The organism is Aeromonas sp. QDB03 (assembly GCF_027707985.1).
Lineage (GTDB): Bacteria > Pseudomonadota > Gammaproteobacteria > Enterobacterales > Aeromonadaceae > Aeromonas > Aeromonas hydrophila.
The window spans coordinates 341,121-361,254 of record NZ_JAPCJG010000005.1; the positions used below are offsets into that span (position 1 = coordinate 341,121).

Below are 20,134 nucleotides of genomic sequence, written 5' to 3' on the forward strand. Positions count from 1 at the left end.
GAAGCAAAGCCACTGCTGCAGGGCCTGGTTGCCTGCCGGCGGCCCTAGCGCAATACCTGGCGTTTGTCCCAGGAGAGCCACTGCTGCAGGGCCAGCATGCCCCTGTCCAGGGCGCAACCGATGAGGCCTACGGTGATCACCGCCACCATGATGCGGGCCAGCGAGGCCGAGCCGCCGCTCTGGAACTCGTCCCACACGAACTTGCCGAGCCCCGGGTTCTGGGCCAGCATCTCCGCCGCGATCAGCACCATCCAGGCCACCCCCAGGGAGAGCCGCAGGCCGGTGAAGATCATGGGCAGGGCGCCGGGCAGCACGATGCGCCGCACGTGGGTCACAAAGGAGAGCCGCAGCACCCGGCTGACGTTGTGCAGATCCCGGTCCAGCCCCGCTACCCCGACTGCGGTGTTGATCAGGGTCGGCCAGAGGGAGCAGAGGGTCACCGTCAGCGCCGAGGTGAGGAAGGACTTGGCAAGCCAGGGAGTGGGGTTGGCGTAGAGCGCGCTCACCACCAGCGTGATAAGCGGCAGCCAGGCCAGCGGCGACACCGGCTTGAGCAGCTGGATCACCGGGTTGGCGGCGCGATAGAGCCCCTGATTCATGCCAAGCAGCACCCCGCACGGGATGGCGATCAGGGTCGCGAGGCCAAAGCCGCACAGCACGGTGAGCAGGCTGGTCGCTATCTGATCGAAGAAGGTGGGGCGTCCTGTGTAGGGGCGCAGCTTCACCTCTGCTGCCGGGTCCGCGGCCAGCCGCTCGGCGTTGCGCACCCGCTGGCGCTCGAGGAAGGCGCTCGCCTTCTCCCGCTCGGCCAGGTGATCCTGACCCAGCGACCAGAGCTGGCTGGCGGTGGCGAGCGGCCCCGGCAAAGTGCCCAGGCTGGTCTGCACCTGGCTCGCCCCCCACTGCCAGAGGCCGAGGAACAGCAGCACGCCCAGCAGGGGCTGCACCAGGTTTTTCCAATCCATGATTTTCCACTGATGTCGTTTCATTGCGCGATCCTCGCTCATTGCACCCGCTCATCGCCCTTGAGGCCGATGGCGAACTGCTGCAGATAGGCGTTGGGGTGGCGGCCGTCGTAGATGAGGCCGTCGATGAAGCCATCCTGAGGGCCGCGATAGCCCTGCTCGCTGGCAAAGTCAGGGAAGTCCTGCGTCTTGAGCTTGCCCTCGGCGATCAGCGCCTCGGCAGCCTGGCGATAGACCTCGGGTTGATACACCGCCCTGGCCACCTGCTCGAACCAGGCGTCCGGCTTGGCCTCGGGGATCTGGCCCCAGCGCCGCATCTGGGTCAGATACCAGATGGCGTCCGAGTAGTAGGGGTAGGTAGCGTGATGGCGAAAGAAGACGTTGAAGTCCGGCAACTGGCGCACGTCACCCTTGCCGTACTCGAAGGTACCGGTCATGGAGCTGGCGATCACCGCCTCGTCGGCCCCCACGTACTCGGGCTTTGCCAAGAGTCTGGCCGCCTCGCGCCGGTTGCCGTTTTGCTCGGCATCCAGCCACCAGGCCGCCCGCAGCAGCGCCTTCACCAGCCGGACGTGGGCGTTGGGGTGGCGCTCGGCCCACTGCCGGGTGACGCCAAACACCTTCTCCGGGTTGTTGCGCCAGATCTCCTGATCGGTGATGACCGGCACCCCGATCCCCTTGGCGAGCGCCTGCTGGTTCCAGGGCTCCCCCACGCTGTAGCCGGCGATGGTGCCCGCCTCCAGGGTGGCGGGCATCTGTGGCGGCGGGGTGACTGACAGCAGCACGTCCGCCTGGCGCTGGCCCGAGTTGTCACCGAGCTTGGGTGCGTAGAAACCGGGATTCAGACCGCCGGCCGCCAGCCAGTACCTGAGCTCGTAGTTGTGGGGGGAGACGGGGAACACCATCCCCATGTTGAACGGCTTGCCCGCCTGCCGGTATTGCTCCACTACCGGCTTGAGGGCGGCGGCGCTCACCGGCGCCGGCACCTTGCCCGCCACCGGCTTGGGCAGTTGGGCCGCCATGGCGGCCCACACCGGCTTGGCCACCGTGATGGCGTTGCCGTTGAGATCCATGGCAAACGCCGTCACCAGCTCGGCCTGGGTACCGATGCCGATGTGGGCCGCCAGGGGCTGGCCCGCCAGCATCTGGGCGCCGTCCAGCTCGCCGTCGATCACCCGATCCAGCAGCACCTTCCAGTTCGCCTGGGCCTCCAGGGTGACGTAGAGCCCTTCGTCCTCGAAATAACCGCGCTCATAGGCCACCGCCAGCGGCGCCATGTCGGTCAGCTTGATGAAGCCGAGCTTGATCTCCTCCTGCTCGGGCGCCCCCACCACGGCCAGCGCCGGCAGTGACAGCACCGCCAGCAGCATCCCCGCACATCCTTGTCGTCTGTTCATGCCATTCCCTCGCTCGGTTCCTGTTCCGGGCTCTCGCCCGCCTGCCTCGTTGCAGGATGACGACCAAAAAAAAGCCCCACCGATCCGGGATCGGTGAGGCTTCTTTGCCCTGTTGCCGGTGAAGCCTTGCGGCCTCACCACTGCGTCTTGTTCTGTCTGTTCGTTAATTCACTTTCCGTGCCAATCTGGCCGAGCCGCCGCTGGCAGGCCCTGGGCGGCCCGGAGTGCCTCCCCTGCCCGTTTCTGCGCCTCAATGAGGCGCAGTTGCACCAAAACGGTTTGCCAGTCCCTTCAGAACCGGTTCGGGATCTGTCACGAGAGGTCGTCAGCAAGGTAAAGAGCAGCGCAGGAACCGGAGTTTATAGACATAAATGAGGATTCCGAGCAGCACATGAGCCTTGATCACGGCCTCACAGTAGGAGCGTGGACCCGGTTCTCAGGCGGGCAATGCCTGCAGCAGTTGCCGTGCCAGCTCCCCCAGGCTCAGGTGGCGGCTCATGGCGGTGCTGCGCATCAGCCGGTAGGCCTGCTCCTCGTCCAGCCCCTGATGGCGCATCAGCCGCCCCTTGGCCTGCTCGATGAGCCGCCGCTCTACCAGTTGCCGGCGCAGCTCGCTCTCGGTCTGCGCCAGCGCCTGCACCATGGCCAGCTGGCTGCGGGCGAGGCGCAACCACTGCTCCACCGGCTCTTTCTCCCCGCACGGATGCGGCACCAGCAGCACCCCCTGCTGCAACAGGGCTATCTGGGGCTCGGTGCCGATCCGCTCGCAAAACAGCAGGCGCGGCACTCCGGGCCAGAGAGAGAGACCGAGCCGCGTCTCGGCGTCGAAACGGCGACTGCTGACGAGCAGGGCGTCTCCCTGCCCATCCGGGCTCAGCAGCTGGCGAGCGTCGAGGATCCTGGGCTGATGGCCATACTGGCTGACCAAGAGGGCCAGCCGGTTGGCCTGACCCGGCTCGTCGGCGTGGATCAGCAGGCGGGAAACGGGGCCAGCGGGGCCCCCTGAAGTGAGAATGGTCATGGCGCTCCTTGCCAACGGCATTCGATTGGTCTGCCACCACTGTGGTCTGTCACCACAGAGGCAACATGAGCGCCAACTGTTTGAATCTACCCCCTTTTTATTCCTCTGGAGGTAGTAGAGGTAGAGGGAGAACGGCGGCTCAGGCCACCCGATCCAGCGCCTGTCCCAGCAGACCCTGCAGCTCGGCGCGAAGGCGCACCACCTCCCCCATGATCATCAGCACCGGGCTCTGGCCGAGCAGGGCACCAGCTACCTGCGCCAGCCCGTCCAGCCGGGTCTCATGGACCTGCTGGCGGGCGCTGCAACCGGCCACCACCAGCGCCACCGGCAGATCCGGTGAGGCACCGGCCGCCAGCAGCCCCTGCCGGATCTCGGCCGCCCGCTCCAGCCCCATGTAGAACACCAGAGTGTGGCCGGCCCGGGTCAGCCCCTGCCAGCCCTGATAGTCGCCCTCGTCCATCAGGTGGCCGGTGACCAGGGTCAGGGAGCGGGCCAGCCCCCTGTGGGTCAGCGGGATCAGGCTGCTGGCGGCGCAGCCGAGCGCCGCCGTGATGCCGGGCACCAGCTCGGCGGCGATGCCGTGGCGGGCCAGGTGCAGTGCCTCCTCACCACCACGGCCGAACACCAGGGGATCGCCCCCCTTGAGCCGCACCACCCGCTTGCCGGTGCGAGCCAGCGCCAGCAGCAGGGCGTTGATCTGCGCCTGACTCGGGCTCGGCTCGCCGCAGCGCTTGCCCACATCGAAGCGGGCCGCCCCCTGGGGAATGCGGGCCAGGATCTCCTCCCCCACCAGGCGGTCATAGACCACCACCTCCGCCGCCTCGATCCGTTGCAGTGCGCGCAGGGTCAACAATTCGAGCGGGCCTGGACCGGCCCCTACCAGACTGATTTGGCTCATCACAGACTCCTTGTATCCCATCTTAAGCGGTGGCGATAAAAACATGCTTGATCAACAGCTTGTCGATCTCTGGCAGGCAGGTGCCACAGTTGCTGCCGCAGCCGAGCAGGGCCTGCAGCCCCGCCAGCTCGCTCACCCCCTGCCGCACGATGGCGTCGACGATGCGCTGCTCCGACACCCGCAGGCAGGAGCAGATCAGCCGGCTCTCCCCCAGCAGGGCCGCGTTCAGGGTCTGGCTCAGGGCCCCCGCCTGCAAGGGCGTGCCGAGCAGACTCGCCAGCAGCTCGACCTTGATGTCCGGGCGCCGCTCCCCCACCAGCAGCAGGCCATCGATGCGATCCCCGGCCAGCGCCACGGCGAGCCAGCCCGACGCCAGCGGCAGTCGCAGCCAGCGCCCCTGGGTTGCCAGCCGCTGCCACAAGGCGTCGGGCGCCTCTGACCAGGAGGCCAGCAGGGTGCAGTTGCCCTCCGGCAACGGGCGCCTGGCCCACCAGTCCAGCGGCTCGCCCCAGTCTCGTCGACCTAGCCAGAGCCCCTGCCAGCGAGTCGGCTGCGGCTCGGCCCGCACCCGGCCCTGCTTGAACATGGGCTGGCCGGAAAGGGGATCCACCACGGCGGCAATGAGGCGATTGACCGCCCCCAGACTGCACTGGCTGTCGGTCCAGTGCATGGGCAGGAAGGCCTCCCCCTCCCTGAGCCCCTCGTCCAGCCCCACCAACAGCCGCGCCTCCCCGAGCTCGTTGTGAAGGCGCACCAGCCCCCCCTCCTTGAGCCCCAGCGCCAGCAGGCTGGCGGCGCCGAGCCGCACCCTGGGCCAGGGCTCGGCCTCCTGCAGGCGCGGTACGTGGCCGGTGCGGGTCATGGTGTGCCACTGATCCCGCAGCCGACCACTATTGAGCAGCAAGGAGAGCCCCGCCGGCGGCCGTACCGCGTCTGGCGCGGCGACAGGCTCGGGGGGAAAGAACTGGGCCAGGGGCAGCAGACGGGCGCGGCCATCCGGGGTGGCGAAGCGCCCGTCCTCGAACAGCCGGGCCCGGCCCTGGGGCCAGCGGGCATTGACGGGCCAGCTCAGGGGCACCAGCGCCTCGAACTCGGTGCGGCTGAGATGCGCCAGACCGGAGATATCGAACTGGCGTTGCCCCTGATTCTCGAAGCCCGACAGGGCGGCGTGCTCACAGAAGATGTCGTGCTCGTGCTCATAGGCAAAACCCTCGCCGAAGCCAAGCCGGCGGGCCAGCCGGGTCAGCGCCCACCAATCGGGCCTGGCCTCCCCCGGCAGGGGCAGGAAGGCGCGCTGGCGGCTGATGGTGCGCTCCGAGTTGGTGACGGTGCCGCTCTTCTCGCCCCAGGCGGCGGGCAGCAGCAGGTGAGCGAGGCGCGCCGTGTCAGTGTTGGCGGTCACCTCGGAGACCACCAACAGCTCGCAGCGAGCCAGCGTCTCGCGCACCCGGTTGCCGTCGGGCAGGGAGACCGCCGGGTTGGTGCCGAGTACCCAGAGTGCGCGGATCTCCCCCCGGTGCACCGCCTCGAACAGCTCGACCGCCTTGTGGCCGGGACCGCCCACCATGGTCGGGCTCTGCCAGAAACGCTGCACCCGATCGCGCTCGGCCTCGCCAAAGCCCATATGGGCCGCCAGCTGGGTCGCGAGCCCCCCCACCTCGCGCCCGCCCATGGCGTTGGGTTGCCCCGTCATGGAGAAGGGGGCCGCCCCCGGCTTACCGATGCGCCCGCACAGCAGATGGGCGTTGATGATGGCGTTGGCCTTGTCCACCCCCTGGTTGGACTGGTTGATCCCCTGGCAGAACAGACTGACCGTTTTGGGGGTGCGGGCAAACAGCCGGTAGAAGCCGAGCAGATCCCCTGGCGCCAGGTCGCAGCGCTGGGCCACCGCCTCCAGCTGCCAGGCCGGATCGTCCAGCACCGCTGCCAGCGCCTCGAAGCCGCTCACATGGCGCGCCACGTACTCCTTGTCCCAGCCGTCGTGATCGAGCAGGTAGCGGCACAGACCGTTCCACAACGCCACGTCGCTGCCGGGCCTGAGGGCCAGGTGCAGGTCCCCCTGCTCCGCCGTCATGGTGCGGCGCGGATCCAGCACCACCAGCTTGAGCTCGGGGCGCCGTGCCCGCGCCTGCTGCAGGCGGCGAAACAGCACGGGGTGGGTCCAGGCGGTGTTGGCACCGGTGATCACCACCAGATCAGCCAGCTCCAGATCCTCGTAGCAGGCCGGCACCAGATCCTCGCCGAAGGCGCGCTGATGGGCCGCCACCGCCGACGACATGCAGAGCCGGGAGTTGGTGTCCACGTTGGCGCTGCCGAGATACCCCTTCATCAGCTTGTTGGCGACGTAGTAATCCTCGGTGGTGAGCTGGCCCGACAGGTAGATGCCGATGGCCTGTGGCCCGGATTCGGCCAGAATGGCGGCGAAACGCTCCGCCAGGGTATCCAGGGCCTGCTCCCAGTCGATGCGCTGCCCCAGCCAGCGCGGATAGAGCAGGCGATCGGGGAAATCCAGACTCTCCAGCAGGCTGGCCCCCTTGACGCACAGAGCACCCGCGTTGGCCGGATGCTGCTCATCCCCCTGCAACTGCCAGTCATCCCCCTCCCGGCTCAGCCGGATGCCGCAGCCCACTCCACAATAGGCACAGGTGGTGTTCATTCCCTTGCTCCTCGTCGTCCGGCTCCCCATCCCTGGATCGCCGCTGCCATGGCCCATAAAAAAGCGCCCGCCCCCGCAGGGGACGGACGCCTTTGTCCGGATAAGCCGCATTCACTCTGTCCAAAGATGACTGCAAACCCCGCGCCAGGATGCAAGGTGCGCCTGGACGGTGATCGGCAGCGAGCGGCTGCGCCGGGACGGTGCAAGCGCCCCCTTGTTGGGCCCGTCAGGCGGGAGTGCATACCCAGGCTGGGCAAGGAGCGGCGCGGGAGTATAATGCGGCCGCCACAGAGGAGAGCGAGATGAGAGAGTCAGATCACGAATGCCTGCCACCACAGGGGGATGAGTCAGCACCGCACGGCGACGCAGGCTATTGCTGCATCGGGCTGGTCAACCCCAAGTCACCGGAGAACGTGGGGGCCGTGATGCGGGCCGCCGGCTGCTACGGGGCGGACGAGGTCTACTACACCGGCAACCGCTTCGAGCTGGCGCGCCGCTTCGCCACCGATACCAAGCAGATGGTGGAAAAGATCCCCCTGCTCGGGGTCGACGATCTGATGGAGATGGTGCCGGCCGGCTGCACGCCGGTGCTGGTGGATCTGATCGAGGGGGCCACCTCGCTGCCGGACTATGTGCACCCGGCGCGCGCCTTCTACATCTTCGGCCCGGAGGACGGTACCCTGGATCCCGCCCGCTTCAAGGCGGTGCAGGAGGTGATCTACGTCCCGACGCACGGTTGCATGAATCTGGCAGCCTCGGTCAACGTGATCCTCTACGACCGACTGGCCAAGCAACTGCGTGTCAAGTAAGCAGCAGATGCTCTACGTAACCACACCCAAGGGCTGTATGAATCTCGCCGCTTCGGTCAACGTGATCCTCTACGACCGGCTGGCCAAGCAGCTGAGACGCTGACAAAAAAGCGCCTGAACAGGTAACCAGCCCCCGGCGCAGGGCGCTTTAGTTGCCAGGGGCTAGCCTCTGCTCCTGCTGTTTGATGAAATCGCGGTAATAGTCGTAGAGCTGGTAGCGCCGGTAGATCTCGGCCAGGGTGCCATGTCGCACCAGATTGACCATGCCTTGATCCCAGAGCTGTTGCAGGCTGCGCCCCTTCTCGGTATCGGCAAAGATGGGATAGGTCGGGACCCAGCGCAGGAAGATGCGCTGCATGTTGGCGGGAATGGAATCCGCCGAGTAGAGCACCCCGGCGGTCAGGTAGTAGCGATAGCGCTCCTTGGCCAGCAGCTGCAGCGCCATGTCGTGGCTGTCGATCTCGTGCCAGCGCATGGAGACAGGTATGTACTTGTCAAAGGCCCAGCCCCGCAACCACACCACCCCCTGCCCGCTCAGACTGTGCTCCCCTTGCCACTGGGGCCGCCACTTCTTGAGCATCAGCACCGTCAGATCATCGGCCGAAGCGGGATGGCGGGGTTGCAGCACGCCACTCACCTCATCCCGATAGACCCCCATCGCCATGTCGCCCCCTTTCTGGGCGATCACCGCCAGGGCCCGCTTGTAGGGCACGATGCGCGGCATGACTTGGTAGCCATTGGGCTGATAGATGGCCCGCACTATGTCCAGATAGACGCCCCTGCCATCCGGCTGGCAGAAACCCGGCCAGTCATCGCAATAGACATAAAGGGGATCGGCCCGACCCGGCCAGCAAATCAACAACGTCAATGAAAGCAACAAACGAATCATGTCTTACCGTTTCTCCGCAGGCGATGCCATTTACAGCCGCGCCCAAGCCATTCCCCATGATATGAAGATCTGCCGGCAACGCACCTCTTTTTCCCGGTTTTGCGAGCGAGTCGAGGGTTATTGCCCGCTGAATCGGTATTATTGACAATAAGATTCATTAGTAACCCAACATAGGGGAGCCTTCATATGCCATCCATTAAAACCCTGCTCTGTCCGGTCGATTTTTCCCAGATGTCACAGGCCGTGCTCGACTATGCCGTATTCATGGCCCAGAGCCACAAGGCCGAACTCAAACTGGTCCACGTGGTGGATCAACTGCACGGCTTCGACAGCTACAAGATCCTGCACATGACCGCCATCGAGATCACCCACGAGATGGAGCGTCAGGCCAAGAGCCAGATGAAGGAGCTGATCGCCAGTCTGCCGATTCCTGCCACCTTCGAGGTGCGCTTCGGTCGCGCCGCCGACGAGATCGTCGTGCAGGCCAAGGAAGAGAAAGCCGATCTGGTGGTGATGGGCAGCCACGGTCGCTCCGGCATCAGCCATCTGCTGGTAGGCAGCGTGGCCGAGTCCGTGGTGCGCCATGCCCCCTGCCCCGTGCTGGTGGTGCGCAAGTAGCCGCAACGCCAGACTCACTGCAAAAGGCCAGCATCGCTGGCCTTTTTACTTGGGCTCGCGGGCTGGTCTCAGCCGTGGGCGTAGATGACGCTGCCCCCCTTGATGATGTCGATGATGGCCCTGGACTGCTCCTTGGGCAGTGCGGGGCAGCCCCAGCTGCGGCCCAGCTTGTCATATTTGCGCAGATGGCGCGGGCTGGCATAGTCGGCGCCGTGCACCACGATGGCCCGCTTGCGGGCATTGCTGTTCTGGCCTGGACTCAAGCCGTCGAGGCGCAGCGAATAGCCGTGCTTGCCCTGATAGGTCTCGGCGGTGCGATAGACCCCGAGCGAGCTCTTCATGGAGTTGAACTGGTTGGAAAACTGGTTGGCGGCCAGCTCGCCCGAGTTGCGGCCATGGCTGACCCAGGTGTGGTAGAGCAGCTTGTGGCGCTTCACGTCGATGACGAACAGCCGGCGCATGGTCGAGGGTTTGCTGTAGTCGATGATGGTGAGAATGGGTTTGCGCTTGTGGCGCACGCTCTGGTAACTGTTGATGGCCTTGCGAAATACCTGTTTGTCGAGCTTGCCGGCCAGCCCCAACTGGCGGTAGAGATCCTGATCCCAGCTGGCGTGGCTGTTGCTGCTGAAGCAGAGCGCCCCCAGCAGCAGCGGCAACCCCAGCCAGAGCGCACCCCAGCGCTTCATCCAATCTGTTTGCTTCATCCTTGAATCTGCTCCCGTTTTTGTGGCTAGCGCAGCGCTCAAAATATCGCCACACCTCGCTGGATAGTTATATGCAAGCCCCTGATAGCAGGCAAGAAAAAAGCAAAAAAATGCCGACCTTAGTCGGCATTTTCACACAGGACCCAAAAGGCGTCAGGCGCGACTCAAATAGTCCGCCAATCCCACCCACTTGTAGCTGGTGAGTTCGGTCAGCCCCATGGGACCGCGGGCATGCAGCATCTGGGTCGAGACCGCCACCTCGGCCCCCAGCCCGAACTGGCCGCCGTCGGTGAAGCGGGTGGAGGCGTTGACATAGACCGCCGCCGAACCGGCCCCGTTGACGAAACGCTCGGCATTGGCCAGATCGTTGGTGAGGATGGCATCGGAGTGGCCGGCGTTGTGCTCGCGCATATGGGCCAGCGCCTCGTTCACATCCGCCACCAGCTTGACCCCCAGGGTCAGCGAGAGCCACTCGGTATCGAAGTCTTCCGGGCCGGCGGCACGCAGGCTGTCGGCGCCCGCCAGCAGCGGCAGGGCCTCGGGGGTAGCGACCAGGGCCACCTTGCGCTCGTTCATCAGACCCACCAGCTGCGGCAGCAGGGTTGCGGCGACCTTCTCATGCACCAGCAAGCTGTCGAGGGCATTGCAGGCGGAGGGGCGCTGCACCTTGGCGTTGTCGATGACCGCCAGGGAGCGCGCCAGATCGGCGCTCTCGTCCACGAAGATGTGGCTGATGCCGAAACCGCCGATGATCACCGGAATCGAGCTGTTCTCCTTGCACATCTTGTGCAGCCCGGCGCCGCCGCGGGGGATGATCATGTCCACGTAGCGGTCGAGGCGCAGCAGCTCGCCCACCAGCGCCCGATCCGGGTTGTCGATGTATTGCACCGCATCGCGCGGCAGGCCGGAGGCCGCCAGCGCACTCTGGATCACCCGCACCAGTTCCAGATTGGAGTGGAAGGTTTCGCGGCCGCCACGCAGTATGCTGGCGTTGCCGGTCTTGAGGCAGAGGCTGGCGATATCGATGGTGACATTGGGACGCGCCTCGTAGATGACGCCGATGACGCCGATGGGCACCCGGCGGCGGGAGAGGCGCAGGCCGTTCTCCAGCACCCGGCTGTCAATTTCGGCCCCGACCGGATCGTCCAGAGAGATCACCTTGCGCACATCCGCCACGATACCGGCCAGCCGGGCCGGGTTGAGCAGCAGCCGATCCAGCATGGCGTCTGACAAGCCCGCCGCACGGCCGGCGGCGATGTCTTTCTCGTTGGCGGCCAGGATCTGGTGGCTGCGTGCCTCCAGCTCGTCGGCGATGGCGGCCAGCGCCCGGTTCTTCTGCGCCGTGCTGACGGTGGCCAGCTGATAGGCGGCTTCACGGGCCGCCTGCCCCATTTTCTCCAGACTCATCTCTCTTCCCTTTGGTTCTTGCGGGGCCGCCCGATGGCGGCGTCCCCCTTATCTTGATGTGCCGCGGCCCTTGCGTGGCAGCAGCTGGCGACTCACAGCAGCACCATGTCGTCGCGGTGAATGGCCACGGCGCCATAGCCGTAACCCAGCACCTGTTCGATGTTGTCCGAATGGACGCCGCGCAGCTTGTCCAGCTCCAGGTGATTGTAACGGCAGATGCCGCGCGCCAGCTCGGCCCCCTTGGGGTCGAGAATACGCACCACGTCGCCACGCACGAAATCGCCCTTCACCGCCACTATGCCCTTGGGCAGCAGGCTGGAGCCCTTCTCCTGCATGGCGGCCACGGCGCCCTGATCCACCTGCACTTCGCCGTGGGGAGGAGGCCCTGCCAGGATCCAGCTCTTGCGCCCTTCCAGCGGCGACGCCAGCGCCGGGAACAGAGTGCCGATGCGCTCGCCCTTGGCGAGACGGCCGACCACTTCCGGCATCTGGCCGGTGGCGATCACCACGTTGACGCCGGCGCGGCGCGCCACGTCGGCGGCCTGCAGCTTGGTGGCCATGCCGCCGGTACCGAGCCCGCTGACGCTGTCACCCGCCAGCTTGCGCAGGGTGTCGTCGATGGTCTGCACCTCTTCAATGAGCTGGGCATCCGGGTTGGTACGAGGATCGGCGGTAAACAGCCCCTTCTGGTCGGTCAGCAGGATCAGCAGATCCGCATCGGCCAAAATGGCGGCACGGGCGGAGAGGTTGTCGTTGTCGCCTACCTTGATTTCGGCTGTCGCCACCGCGTCGTTCTCGTTGATGACCGGGATGATGCGGTGATCGAGCAGGGTGCGCAGGGTGTCGCGGGCATTGAGGTAACGCTCCCTGTCCTCCAGATCGGCGCGGGTCAGCAACATCTGACCGATGTGCAGCCCATAGAGGTTGAACAGATCCTGCCATACCCGGATCAGCTGGGTCTGGCCGACGGCCGCCAGCATCTGCTTGTTGGGCAGGGTTGGCGCCAATGGAGGGTGGCCCAGATGCTCACGGCCGGCCGCAATGGCCCCCGAGGTGACCACCACGACCCTGTGGCCGTGACGGTGCAAGGCTGCACACTGTCTGACCAGCTCGACCATGTGGGCACGATTGAGCTGGGAAGATCCCCCGGTGAGCACGCTGGTGCCCAGTTTGACGACTATGGTTCTGTTTTCCATGGGAGCAAAAAGGCTGAAATATAAGGAATCCCTTTATACCCACGGCCCTGTTGCCCTGCAAGGCAATTAACACCAGGGCAGCGGCGGGCACAGGCAAAGCGGAGCAAGCGGCAAAGAAACGCCCCGCCAGCCGATGGGTGGCTGGCGGGGCGGCGGGTCATCAGGCGGCGGTGACGGTCAGCTCGTTGGTGACCTGCTCGGCGGGAGCGAGCTGGCAACCAAGCTGGTGCAGCTTGTCACTGATGAGCTTGTAGAAGTGGTTGAGGGTACGTTCGACTTCAGCCTGATGCTTCTTGGGCAGCGGCTTGTTGAGCCACTCCCCTTCGGCGTTGTAGAAGCCGACCTGATAGTGATAGCTGAAGCTGTGATCCTGCTGCTCCAGCACCAGCCACCAGCCCCAGAATTCCCGTTTGTCCGGCGCCGGCTTGGCGCTGACACAGACGGAAAGGCAGTCGAAACGGTAACGCCCCTCTTCACACAGGTCCTCACGTAAATAGGGGCCAATCGCGGCAAACTGCCTCAGCAGTCGCTTGTAGGTCACTCTTTCTGACATGTTAACCTCCCTGTTGAACAAGCCACATCACCCTGGGATGACGTTATATTTTAGCGCTATATCATGTACATAGGTGCTTCTTGAGCCAGTCGACCATCTCTTTCAACGCCTCGTCGTATACCTCCAGCAAGGGTTGTTTGTCGAACACCACCGCCTTGCCGTTGCGGCTGGCGGACGCCAATGCCCGGACATCCTGCTCGGGACAAATAAAATCTTTCTTGTGTCCAATACTCAATATCGGCACGGAAGTGCGAGTCCCCAGCAATCCTTGCGTCTTGAGTGAAAATACTTGGCACTTGGTACGCAGCGACTCCCACTGGGCTGCATCGGCCCCCAGCCGGTTGGCCAGCCCGTCCCGCATCATGCGCGGGCAGCGGGCAAACATCTCTTGATTGGTAAACACCTGATTGACGCCGGCGCCGATGCAAACCACGGTCCTGAGCTTGAACGGCTCGATGAAGGCGAGCCGTGCCGCCACATTGCCCGCCAGGCGAAAACCCACCATGGCGATGCGCTGGTGATCGACCCAGGCCACTTCGGACAGATGATTCAATACCGCCTGGTGCAGCCGGCTGGTGTCCTGCACCAACGGCCAGTGCTCGGCATAGCCGATGCCCGGCATGTCGAGCGACAGCATGCCGATGCCGTTGGGCTCCAGGCACTTGAGATAGAAATTGAGGAAGTCGACCTGCAGCGAATCGATGCCGCCGCTGACGATGACCAGAGGCACCGGCTTGTCGGTGGTCGGCAGATGGAGGTAGCCCTGAATGTGCTTGCCGCGAAACGGCACCTGCAGCTCCTTGAGCGGCACCTTGAACAGGCGTCCCGCCTCGCGGTAGGCCATGTTGCCGAGCAGTTGGGCCTGATCCGCCAGCTCGTCATTCTTCAGATGGGGATAGCTGGCGATGGAGTAGTAGCGCACCGCCTTGAGCAAACTTTTCAGTGCCGCTGCTCGCTCGCCCTGTGCCACCAGCTCGCGCCCCCGGTTGAAGTAGCGACCGGCCAGCTGGCTCCACTCATAGACCCAGTTGCCGGGCACATAACCCTTGATGGTATCCAGGAAGCGCTCGTGGGTACGCTCGCCCTCTCCCATGGCGATGCAGGCCAGGGTCTGCTCCACCTCGACCGGGTCCGCCCCCTGCCAGGCCCAGGTCGGCCGGCGCAGCAGACGATACCAGCGCGATGACATGGAACCGTCGATGAAGGTCTCATCGACATTGTCATCCTGCTCCGCGACCGGGCTGGAGTTGGAGACTTCCGAGGTCTCCAGCACCTTTTTTACCCGGGTAAAGAGCTTCTCGGTCAGGTTAAGGTCGTCGTTCAAGTCCAAAGCTATTACTCATACTGTCATGCAATGGCTCCATCTTAACCACTTTTCCCGCCCGGCAGCCAGTTGCACCACAAAAAAACAGGGCTCCATATAGGAGCCCTGTGAAGCTGATTCGCTGCTTACTCTTCGTCGCAGATCGGCGTGGCAAACTCCAGCGCCATATCCCACGGCTGTTCGATCCAGGTGTCCTGCGGAATGGCGACTTCGAAGTCATCCAGCAGTTGCTCACCCATCGGCTTGGCGAAGATCGCGATGAACTTGGCCTTGGGGTAGAGCTCGCGGATCGCTTTGGCGGTGGTGCCTGTGTCCACCAGATCTTCCACCACCAGCCAGCCTTCGCCGTCACCCGCGGTGGTGGCGGCCTTCACCACCACCAGATCACGCTGGTTGTTGTGGTCATAGCTGGAGATGCAGAGGGTTTCGACGTTGCGGATGCCAAGTTCACGCGCCATCAGTGCAGCCGGTACCAGGCCGCCACGGCTGACCGCGATGATCCCTTTCCATTGGCTGACGGGCAGTTGACGACGGGCCAGACGGCGCGCTTCACGTTGCAGGTTGTCCCACGATACGTAGAATTTTTTTGGCATGCTATCGATCTCAACGAGTTATAAAAACAATCACTTACGACTTGAAAACCCGTGCTGACGCACGTGATTTCGTTAATGCTGACGGCCCTTTTTCCCAAATTCGGCTTGCACCACGACCGCCTCGGGAGAAGACCCTCGGCAGCAAAAACAGATGCAATGGAAGCAGGATGGGCAGAGCTGGCGGTCATGTCACAGAGGGGGCAGGACCGCAGACAGGCTGTTGGGCGGGCATGATACCATCGTTTGCGGATAAATTGACTGGCAAACGTATGCGAAATGCAGGAAAAAAATCGAAGCAAGTCCGGCTGACTCCCTCTTTTTCCCTCTCCCGGGCGACGCTTGCCGAGCAGCAGATAAAAAAATAGCAGGGGGAGGATGGGTTCCTCACTCGCCTGCTGTTTTCGATCTGCCTGTCAGCCCGGCCGGCAACCTGCCTTAACGGCGGCTGGCGTAGGGGTTCGGATAGTTGAAACCCTGGGTATAAAGAGACTGGGCGAACCAATAGGTTGAATTGCTGCCTGACATCATAAACTCCTGATTGCTTAACAAGTTACGTACCTTAATGCGGGTTCAGATCCTTGAACGGACACTCGGTTCCATGGAGGCGCACTTGCTTTGCTTCGGTTCCCTGGAGGCATTCATCGTCATCCTGACGGGTGGCGAACCACGGTCGTTAATTTACCAGCCGGCGCCATAAACTCAATGTTTTTGTGATGCGAGTCACAAATTTTCTTTTGTGCTGGTTCGTTTCGTCCATACCGGAGCTGTACGCTGCCATTCCCCCGCTTGCCAGCACAAGCCGCCCGCAATTTGCGCTGATCGCTCACATTTTTGTGTGATTGACTGTATTATCGTTATCCTCTTGCTCGCCCCGCTACCGGGGCCCTGTCATCTTCCGTGCTGGTAAGGAGTCCCGACGTGGCACAGCTTAGTTCTCTCTCTCCCAAACTGATTTGGCATTTCTTCGAACAGATCTGCTCTATCCCCCACCCTTCCAAGCACGAAGCCCAGCTGAGCGCCTGGATCGTCCAATGGGCCCAAGGGGAAGGTCTGGCGGTCAAGCAAGATGCCGTCGGCAACATCATCATCAAGAAACCGGCCACGCCGGGGATGGAAAACCGCAAGGCCGTGGTGCTGCAGGCGCACATCGACATGGTGCCGCAGGCCAACGCCGACACCCAGCACGACTTCACCAAGGATCCCATCGATGCCTACATCGACGGTGAATGGGTCACTGCCCGCGGCACCACCCTGGGCGCCGACAACGGCATGGGCATGGCTGGCTGCCTGGCCGTGCTGGCTGACAAGACCATCAAGCACGGTCCGCTGGAAGTGCTGCTGACCACCGACGAAGAGACCGGCATGACCGGCGCCTTCGGTCTGGAAGCGGGCTGGCTGGAGGGCGAGATCCTGCTCAACACCGACTCCGAAGAGGATGGTGAGGTCTACATGGGATGCGCCGGCGGGGTGGATGCCAATATCCGCTTCCCGCTGGAGCTGGTTGCCGCTACCGAGGGTGAAGGTTTCGAGCTGCAGGTCAAGGGCCTGCGCGGCGGTCACTCCGGGGTCGACATCCATCGCGGCCGCGGCAACGCCAACAAGCTGCTGGTGCGTCTGCTCAAGGCCGCCGAGCCGCTGGGCGTGCGTCTGGCCGAGATCCATGGCGGCACCCTGCGCAACGCCATCCCGCGCGAGGCCCGGGCCAAGCTGCTGGTGCCCGCCGCCAGCGTCAACGAATTCAAGGCCCTGGTTGACCGTTATACCGGCATCTACCAGAGCGAGCTCGCCGCCACCGAAGCCAACCTGACCGTGCTGCTCACATCCCAGGAAAAACCGGCCCAGCTGATGAGCGAGTCCCTGCAGGCCCGCCTGCTGGACTCCCTGATGGCCTGCCCGAACGGCGTCATCCGCATGAGCGATGCCATCCCGGGCGTGACCGAGACCTCCATCAACCTGGGTGTCATCAAGACCCAGGATGGCGAAGTGTATGTGCAGTGCCTGATCCGCTCCCTCATCGACTCCGGTCGCGAGAGCGTCGAACAGATGACCCGCTCCCTGTTCAATCTGGCTGGCGCCAGCTGCGAGTTTACCGGCGCCTACCCGGGCTGGGCACCGAACGTGGACTCCCCGGTAATGGCGCTGGTACGCAACAGCTACCAGACCCTGTTCGGCGAGATGCCGAATGTCATGGTGATCCACGCAGGCCTCGAGTGCGGTCTGTTCAAGAGCGCCTACCCGGAGTGGGACATGGTCTCCTTCGGCCCGACCATCCGCGGCGCCCACGCCCCAGGTGAGAAGGTGCACATCCCGGCAGTCGAGCGGTTCTGGCAACTGCTGGTTCACGTGCTGGAACAGATCCCGGCCAAATAAGCCTGCAGGTCAAGGCCGACCGGCCACACCACATACCCCGCCAGGTGCGGGGTATTTTTTTGCCTGCTCCCACCCACCCCTGGAATGTTTCCCCTCAAGACCGCCAGACTACTCTGCCGCGCCCCCATCCGCTGCTCACCCCGTCAGTCGGCCATCAAGTACACAACTTGAGAGCCTGCTGAAACCGTCTCCATAAGCAACCTTGGATTTGAAAACCCTTTCTATGATTTATGTAAATTTACAACACAAAAAGTTGATCCAGCTCACAGAAGGCCATAGGATCAAAGCGTGACCCAGGTCACAGATAACAAATCAACGACAGAGCAATGAGGTGAATATATGTTTGAGAATCTGGCAGTCCTGTTCCACCTGAAGGGTGTAACCAGCAAGAAAGGCGTCGTAGAGAAAGATACCTATGCGCCGGCAACCCGCAACTACTACTTCCGCTATGGCGCCTGATGCCGCCAGCGGGCAATTTCGTGAAAGCGTGATCGAACATTTAAGTAGTAAAATTACAAGAAACAACAATCCACACAGCAGCCATCCCCTTGCGGGGGAGCTGTCCTGCCCTGGCCAGATGTTCCACGGCCAAACCTGAACTCCAACCATGAAGATGGGGCCCGCAGGCCCCATTTTTTATTCGCTGTTTCCCGTGCCATCTTGCTGCGATGCGGGCACCGGCATCATACCGCCTTTCCCAAGGGGATGACCTCGGCCAGCGGCAACGGCGTGTGGCAGGCCACCTGATGACCGGCCCCGTCGCACGGCTGCAGACTCGGCGCCTTGGTGCGGCACAGCTCGCCGGCGTAAGGGCAGCGCTGGTGAAAGTGGCAGCCGCTCGGCGGCGAGATGGGAGACGGCACATCCCCCGTCAGCAGGATGCGCTGGCTGCGCCGGCGCGGGTCCGGCACCGGAATGGCCGAAATGAGCGCCTGGGTATAGGGATGCCGGGGTGCCAGATAGAGCGACTGGGCCTCGGCCAGTTCGACGATCCTGCCCAGATACATCACCGCAATCCGATCCGAGATGTGCTTGACCACCGACAGGTCGTGGGCGATGAAGATGATGGCGAGGTTCATCTCCCGCTGCAAGGTGAGCAGCAGGTTGACGATCTGGGACTGCACCGACACATCCAGCGCCGACACCGCCTCGTCACAGACCAGCAGCTTGGGCTTGAGGGCGATAGCCCGGGCGATGCCGATGCGCTGGCGCTGGCCGCCCGAAAACTCATGGGGATAGCGATCCACCGCGCTGCCGGGCAGCCCCACCTTCTCCAGCAACTCCTGCACCCAGACCCGCCGCTGTTCGGCGTTGCCCTTGCCGTGGATGACGAAGGGCTCCTCCAGGATCTGCCCCACCGTGTGGCGGCTGTTGAGGGATTCCGCAGGATCCTGAAACACGATCTGCATCTCCTGGCGCAAAGATCGCATCTCTTTGGGCGAGAGGTGGGTGATGTCGCGCCCCTCGAAGGTGATGGTGCCGGCGGTCGGCTCGAACAGCTTGAGCAGGGTGCGCCCCAGGGTCGACTTGCCGCAGCCGGACTCGCCCACCAGCCCCAGCGTCTCCCCCTGCTTGAGATCGAAGCTGATGCCGTCCACCGCGTAGACATGGTACTTCTTGCGCAACAAGCCGCCGCCCAGCTGGAAGTGCTGCTTCACGTCGCGCACCGATAAAAGCGTCTTCATACGGCTAGCTCCCTCCAGTGGTGGCAGGCCACCCCATGCCGCTCGGCGAGCTGCTCGGTAGCCGGAATGGCGCTCACGCAGATCTCGGTGGCATGAGGACAACGGTTGGAGAAACGGCATCCGGCCGGCATCTCGTGCAGGGCGGGCACCTGCCCCTTGATGGTCTTGAGCAGGCTCTTGGGCTCATCTTCCAGCCGCGGGATCGAGCTCATCAGACCATGAGTATAGGGATGGCGCGGGTGGTCAAACAGCTCGAACACGTCGGCCTGCTCCACCGCCCTGCCGGCATACATCACCACCACCTCGTCGCACAGCTCCGCCACCACCCCGAGATCATGGGTGATGAAGATGATGGCCATGCCGGTCTGGGCCTGCAGCGCCTTCATCAACTCCAAGATCTGGGCCTGAATGGTCACATCGAGCGCCGTGGTCGGTTCGTCGCAGATGAGCAGCGCCGGCTCACAGGCGAGCGCCATGGCGATCATCACCCGCTGGCGCATGCCGCCGGAGAGGTTGTGGGGATAGACGGCAAAGCGCTGGGCGGGCTCGGGGATCCCTACCTTCTGCAGCATGGCGATGGCTGCCTCCCTGCGCTGGGCCTTGCTGTAGTCGGGACGGTGGAGGCGAAACACCTCCATCAGCTGATCGCCGACCGTCTGCACCGGGTTGAGCGCCGTCATCGGCTCCTGAAAGATCATCGAGATGCGGTTGCCGCGCACCTTGTACATCTGATCCGGCGCAAGCGACAGCAGCTCCTCCCCCTGAAAGCGGATGGAGCCTGCCACCACCTGACCATGGGGTTTGGGCAGCAGCCCCATGATGGCGAGCGAGGTGACGCTCTTGCCACAGCCGGACTCGCCGACCACCCCCAGGGTCTGGCCGGGGGCCACCTTGAAGCTGACCCCGTCGAGCACCTTGATCTTGCCGCCATCGACGGCAAACTCCACCGCCAGATCGCGTACCTCCAGAATCGGGGCCTTGCTCTGGCCATCCCTCCCATGATCCCGGGTGCCCGGGTGAGGAGCCTGTGTGTTGGACATGACTGCAGC

17 protein-coding genes and 1 pseudogene are annotated in these 20,134 nt (G+C 63.9%); 4 read left to right on the top strand and 14 right to left on the bottom strand.

Going from position 1 to position 20,134, the window contains the following annotated elements:
• Positions 1 to 44: 44 nt before the first annotated feature.
• The 5 genes from PG900_RS15065 to PG900_RS15085 form a co-directional block, all read right to left on the bottom strand.
• Positions 45 to 965 (bottom strand): ABC transporter permease, encoded by a 921-nt coding sequence (locus PG900_RS15065; RefSeq protein WP_270797679.1) that lies wholly within the window; start codon positions 963 to 965, stop codon positions 45 to 47.
• A 38-nt stretch (positions 966 to 1,003) separates the two neighbouring features.
• Positions 1,004 to 2,362: a CmpA/NrtA family ABC transporter substrate-binding protein gene (locus PG900_RS15070; protein ID WP_270797677.1), complete on the bottom strand. Its 1,359-nt coding sequence runs from the start codon at positions 2,360 to 2,362 to the stop codon at positions 1,004 to 1,006.
• A gap of 436 nt (positions 2,363 to 2,798) precedes the next feature.
• Positions 2,799 to 3,383 (bottom strand): ANTAR domain-containing response regulator, encoded by a 585-nt coding sequence (locus tag PG900_RS15075; RefSeq protein WP_270797675.1) that lies wholly within the window; start codon positions 3,381 to 3,383, stop codon positions 2,799 to 2,801.
• 139 nt (positions 3,384 to 3,522) lie between these two features.
• On the bottom strand, positions 3,523 to 4,281 hold the full coding sequence (cobA, locus tag PG900_RS15080) for a uroporphyrinogen-III C-methyltransferase (RefSeq protein ID WP_253627225.1): 759 nt from the start codon (positions 4,279 to 4,281) through the stop codon (positions 3,523 to 3,525).
• 22 nt (positions 4,282 to 4,303) lie between these two features.
• Positions 4,304 to 6,937, bottom strand: a complete 2,634-nt coding sequence (locus tag PG900_RS15085) for a nitrate reductase (protein WP_270831743.1) — start codon at positions 6,935 to 6,937, stop codon at positions 4,304 to 4,306.
• Positions 6,938 to 7,239: 302 nt separating this feature from the next.
• Here PG900_RS15085 and PG900_RS15090 point away from each other — a divergent pair, with 302 nt between their 5' ends.
• The gene (locus PG900_RS15090) at positions 7,240 to 7,746 is read left to right on the top strand and encodes an RNA methyltransferase (RefSeq protein ID WP_270797668.1); all 507 of its coding nucleotides are present in this window, start codon (positions 7,240 to 7,242) and stop codon (positions 7,744 to 7,746) included.
• A 7-nt stretch (positions 7,747 to 7,753) separates the two neighbouring features.
• Positions 7,754 to 7,849, top strand: a complete 96-nt coding sequence (locus PG900_RS15095; protein WP_270797667.1) for an RNA methyltransferase — start codon at positions 7,754 to 7,756, stop codon at positions 7,847 to 7,849.
• Positions 7,850 to 7,894: 45 nt separating this feature from the next.
• Here the strand turns inward: PG900_RS15095 and PG900_RS15100 are convergent, their stop codons facing one another.
• Positions 7,895 to 8,635, bottom strand: coding sequence for a hypothetical protein (locus tag PG900_RS15100; RefSeq protein ID WP_077095674.1), 741 nt, complete (start codon positions 8,633 to 8,635; stop codon positions 7,895 to 7,897).
• Between the two features lie 186 nt (positions 8,636 to 8,821).
• Here PG900_RS15100 and PG900_RS15105 point away from each other — a divergent pair, with 186 nt between their 5' ends.
• Positions 8,822 to 9,253, top strand: a complete 432-nt coding sequence (locus PG900_RS15105) for a universal stress protein (RefSeq protein WP_011707183.1) — start codon at positions 8,822 to 8,824, stop codon at positions 9,251 to 9,253.
• Positions 9,254 to 9,321: 68 nt separating this feature from the next.
• On the opposite strand, the gene PG900_RS15110 is transcribed toward PG900_RS15105, so the two are convergent.
• From PG900_RS15110 to gpt, 6 genes and pseudogenes are all read right to left on the bottom strand, one after another.
• Positions 9,322 to 9,957, bottom strand: a complete 636-nt coding sequence (locus PG900_RS15110) for a murein L,D-transpeptidase catalytic domain family protein (RefSeq protein ID WP_011707184.1) — start codon at positions 9,955 to 9,957, stop codon at positions 9,322 to 9,324.
• 153 nt (positions 9,958 to 10,110) lie between these two features.
• A pseudogene (locus PG900_RS15115) lies at positions 10,111 to 11,376 on the bottom strand (glutamate-5-semialdehyde dehydrogenase); the annotation flags it as partial.
• Between the two features lie 80 nt (positions 11,377 to 11,456).
• Complete coding sequence (gene proB, locus PG900_RS15120) at positions 11,457 to 12,560, bottom strand: glutamate 5-kinase (RefSeq protein WP_011707186.1); 1,104 nt, start codon at positions 12,558 to 12,560, stop codon at positions 11,457 to 11,459.
• A 160-nt stretch (positions 12,561 to 12,720) separates the two neighbouring features.
• The gene (crl, locus tag PG900_RS15125; RefSeq protein WP_011707187.1) at positions 12,721 to 13,113 is read right to left on the bottom strand and encodes a sigma factor-binding protein Crl; all 393 of its coding nucleotides are present in this window, start codon (positions 13,111 to 13,113) and stop codon (positions 12,721 to 12,723) included.
• Between the two features lie 61 nt (positions 13,114 to 13,174).
• Positions 13,175 to 14,443, bottom strand: a complete 1,269-nt coding sequence (frsA, locus tag PG900_RS15130) for an esterase FrsA (RefSeq protein ID WP_011707188.1) — start codon at positions 14,441 to 14,443, stop codon at positions 13,175 to 13,177.
• Positions 14,444 to 14,562: 119 nt separating this feature from the next.
• A complete protein-coding gene (gpt, locus tag PG900_RS15135) occupies positions 14,563 to 15,030 on the bottom strand; it encodes a xanthine phosphoribosyltransferase (RefSeq protein ID WP_011707189.1) in 468 nt (155 codons plus the stop codon).
• Positions 15,031 to 15,948: 918 nt separating this feature from the next.
• Here gpt and PG900_RS15140 point away from each other — a divergent pair.
• The gene (locus PG900_RS15140; protein ID WP_270797663.1) at positions 15,949 to 17,400 is read left to right on the top strand and encodes an aminoacyl-histidine dipeptidase; all 1,452 of its coding nucleotides are present in this window, start codon (positions 15,949 to 15,951) and stop codon (positions 17,398 to 17,400) included.
• Positions 17,401 to 18,083: 683 nt separating this feature from the next.
• On the opposite strand, the gene PG900_RS15145 is transcribed toward PG900_RS15140, so the two are convergent.
• Positions 18,084 to 19,085, bottom strand: a complete 1,002-nt coding sequence (locus PG900_RS15145) for an ABC transporter ATP-binding protein (RefSeq protein WP_029299196.1) — start codon at positions 19,083 to 19,085, stop codon at positions 18,084 to 18,086.
• Positions 19,082 to 20,125 carry an ABC transporter ATP-binding protein gene (locus PG900_RS15150; protein WP_270797660.1) on the bottom strand — a complete coding sequence of 348 codons (1,044 nt, stop codon included), beginning with the start codon at positions 20,123 to 20,125 and terminating at the stop codon, positions 19,082 to 19,084. The genes PG900_RS15145 and PG900_RS15150 overlap by 4 nt, the downstream gene beginning before the upstream one ends.
• Positions 20,126 to 20,134: the final 9 nt, after the last annotated feature.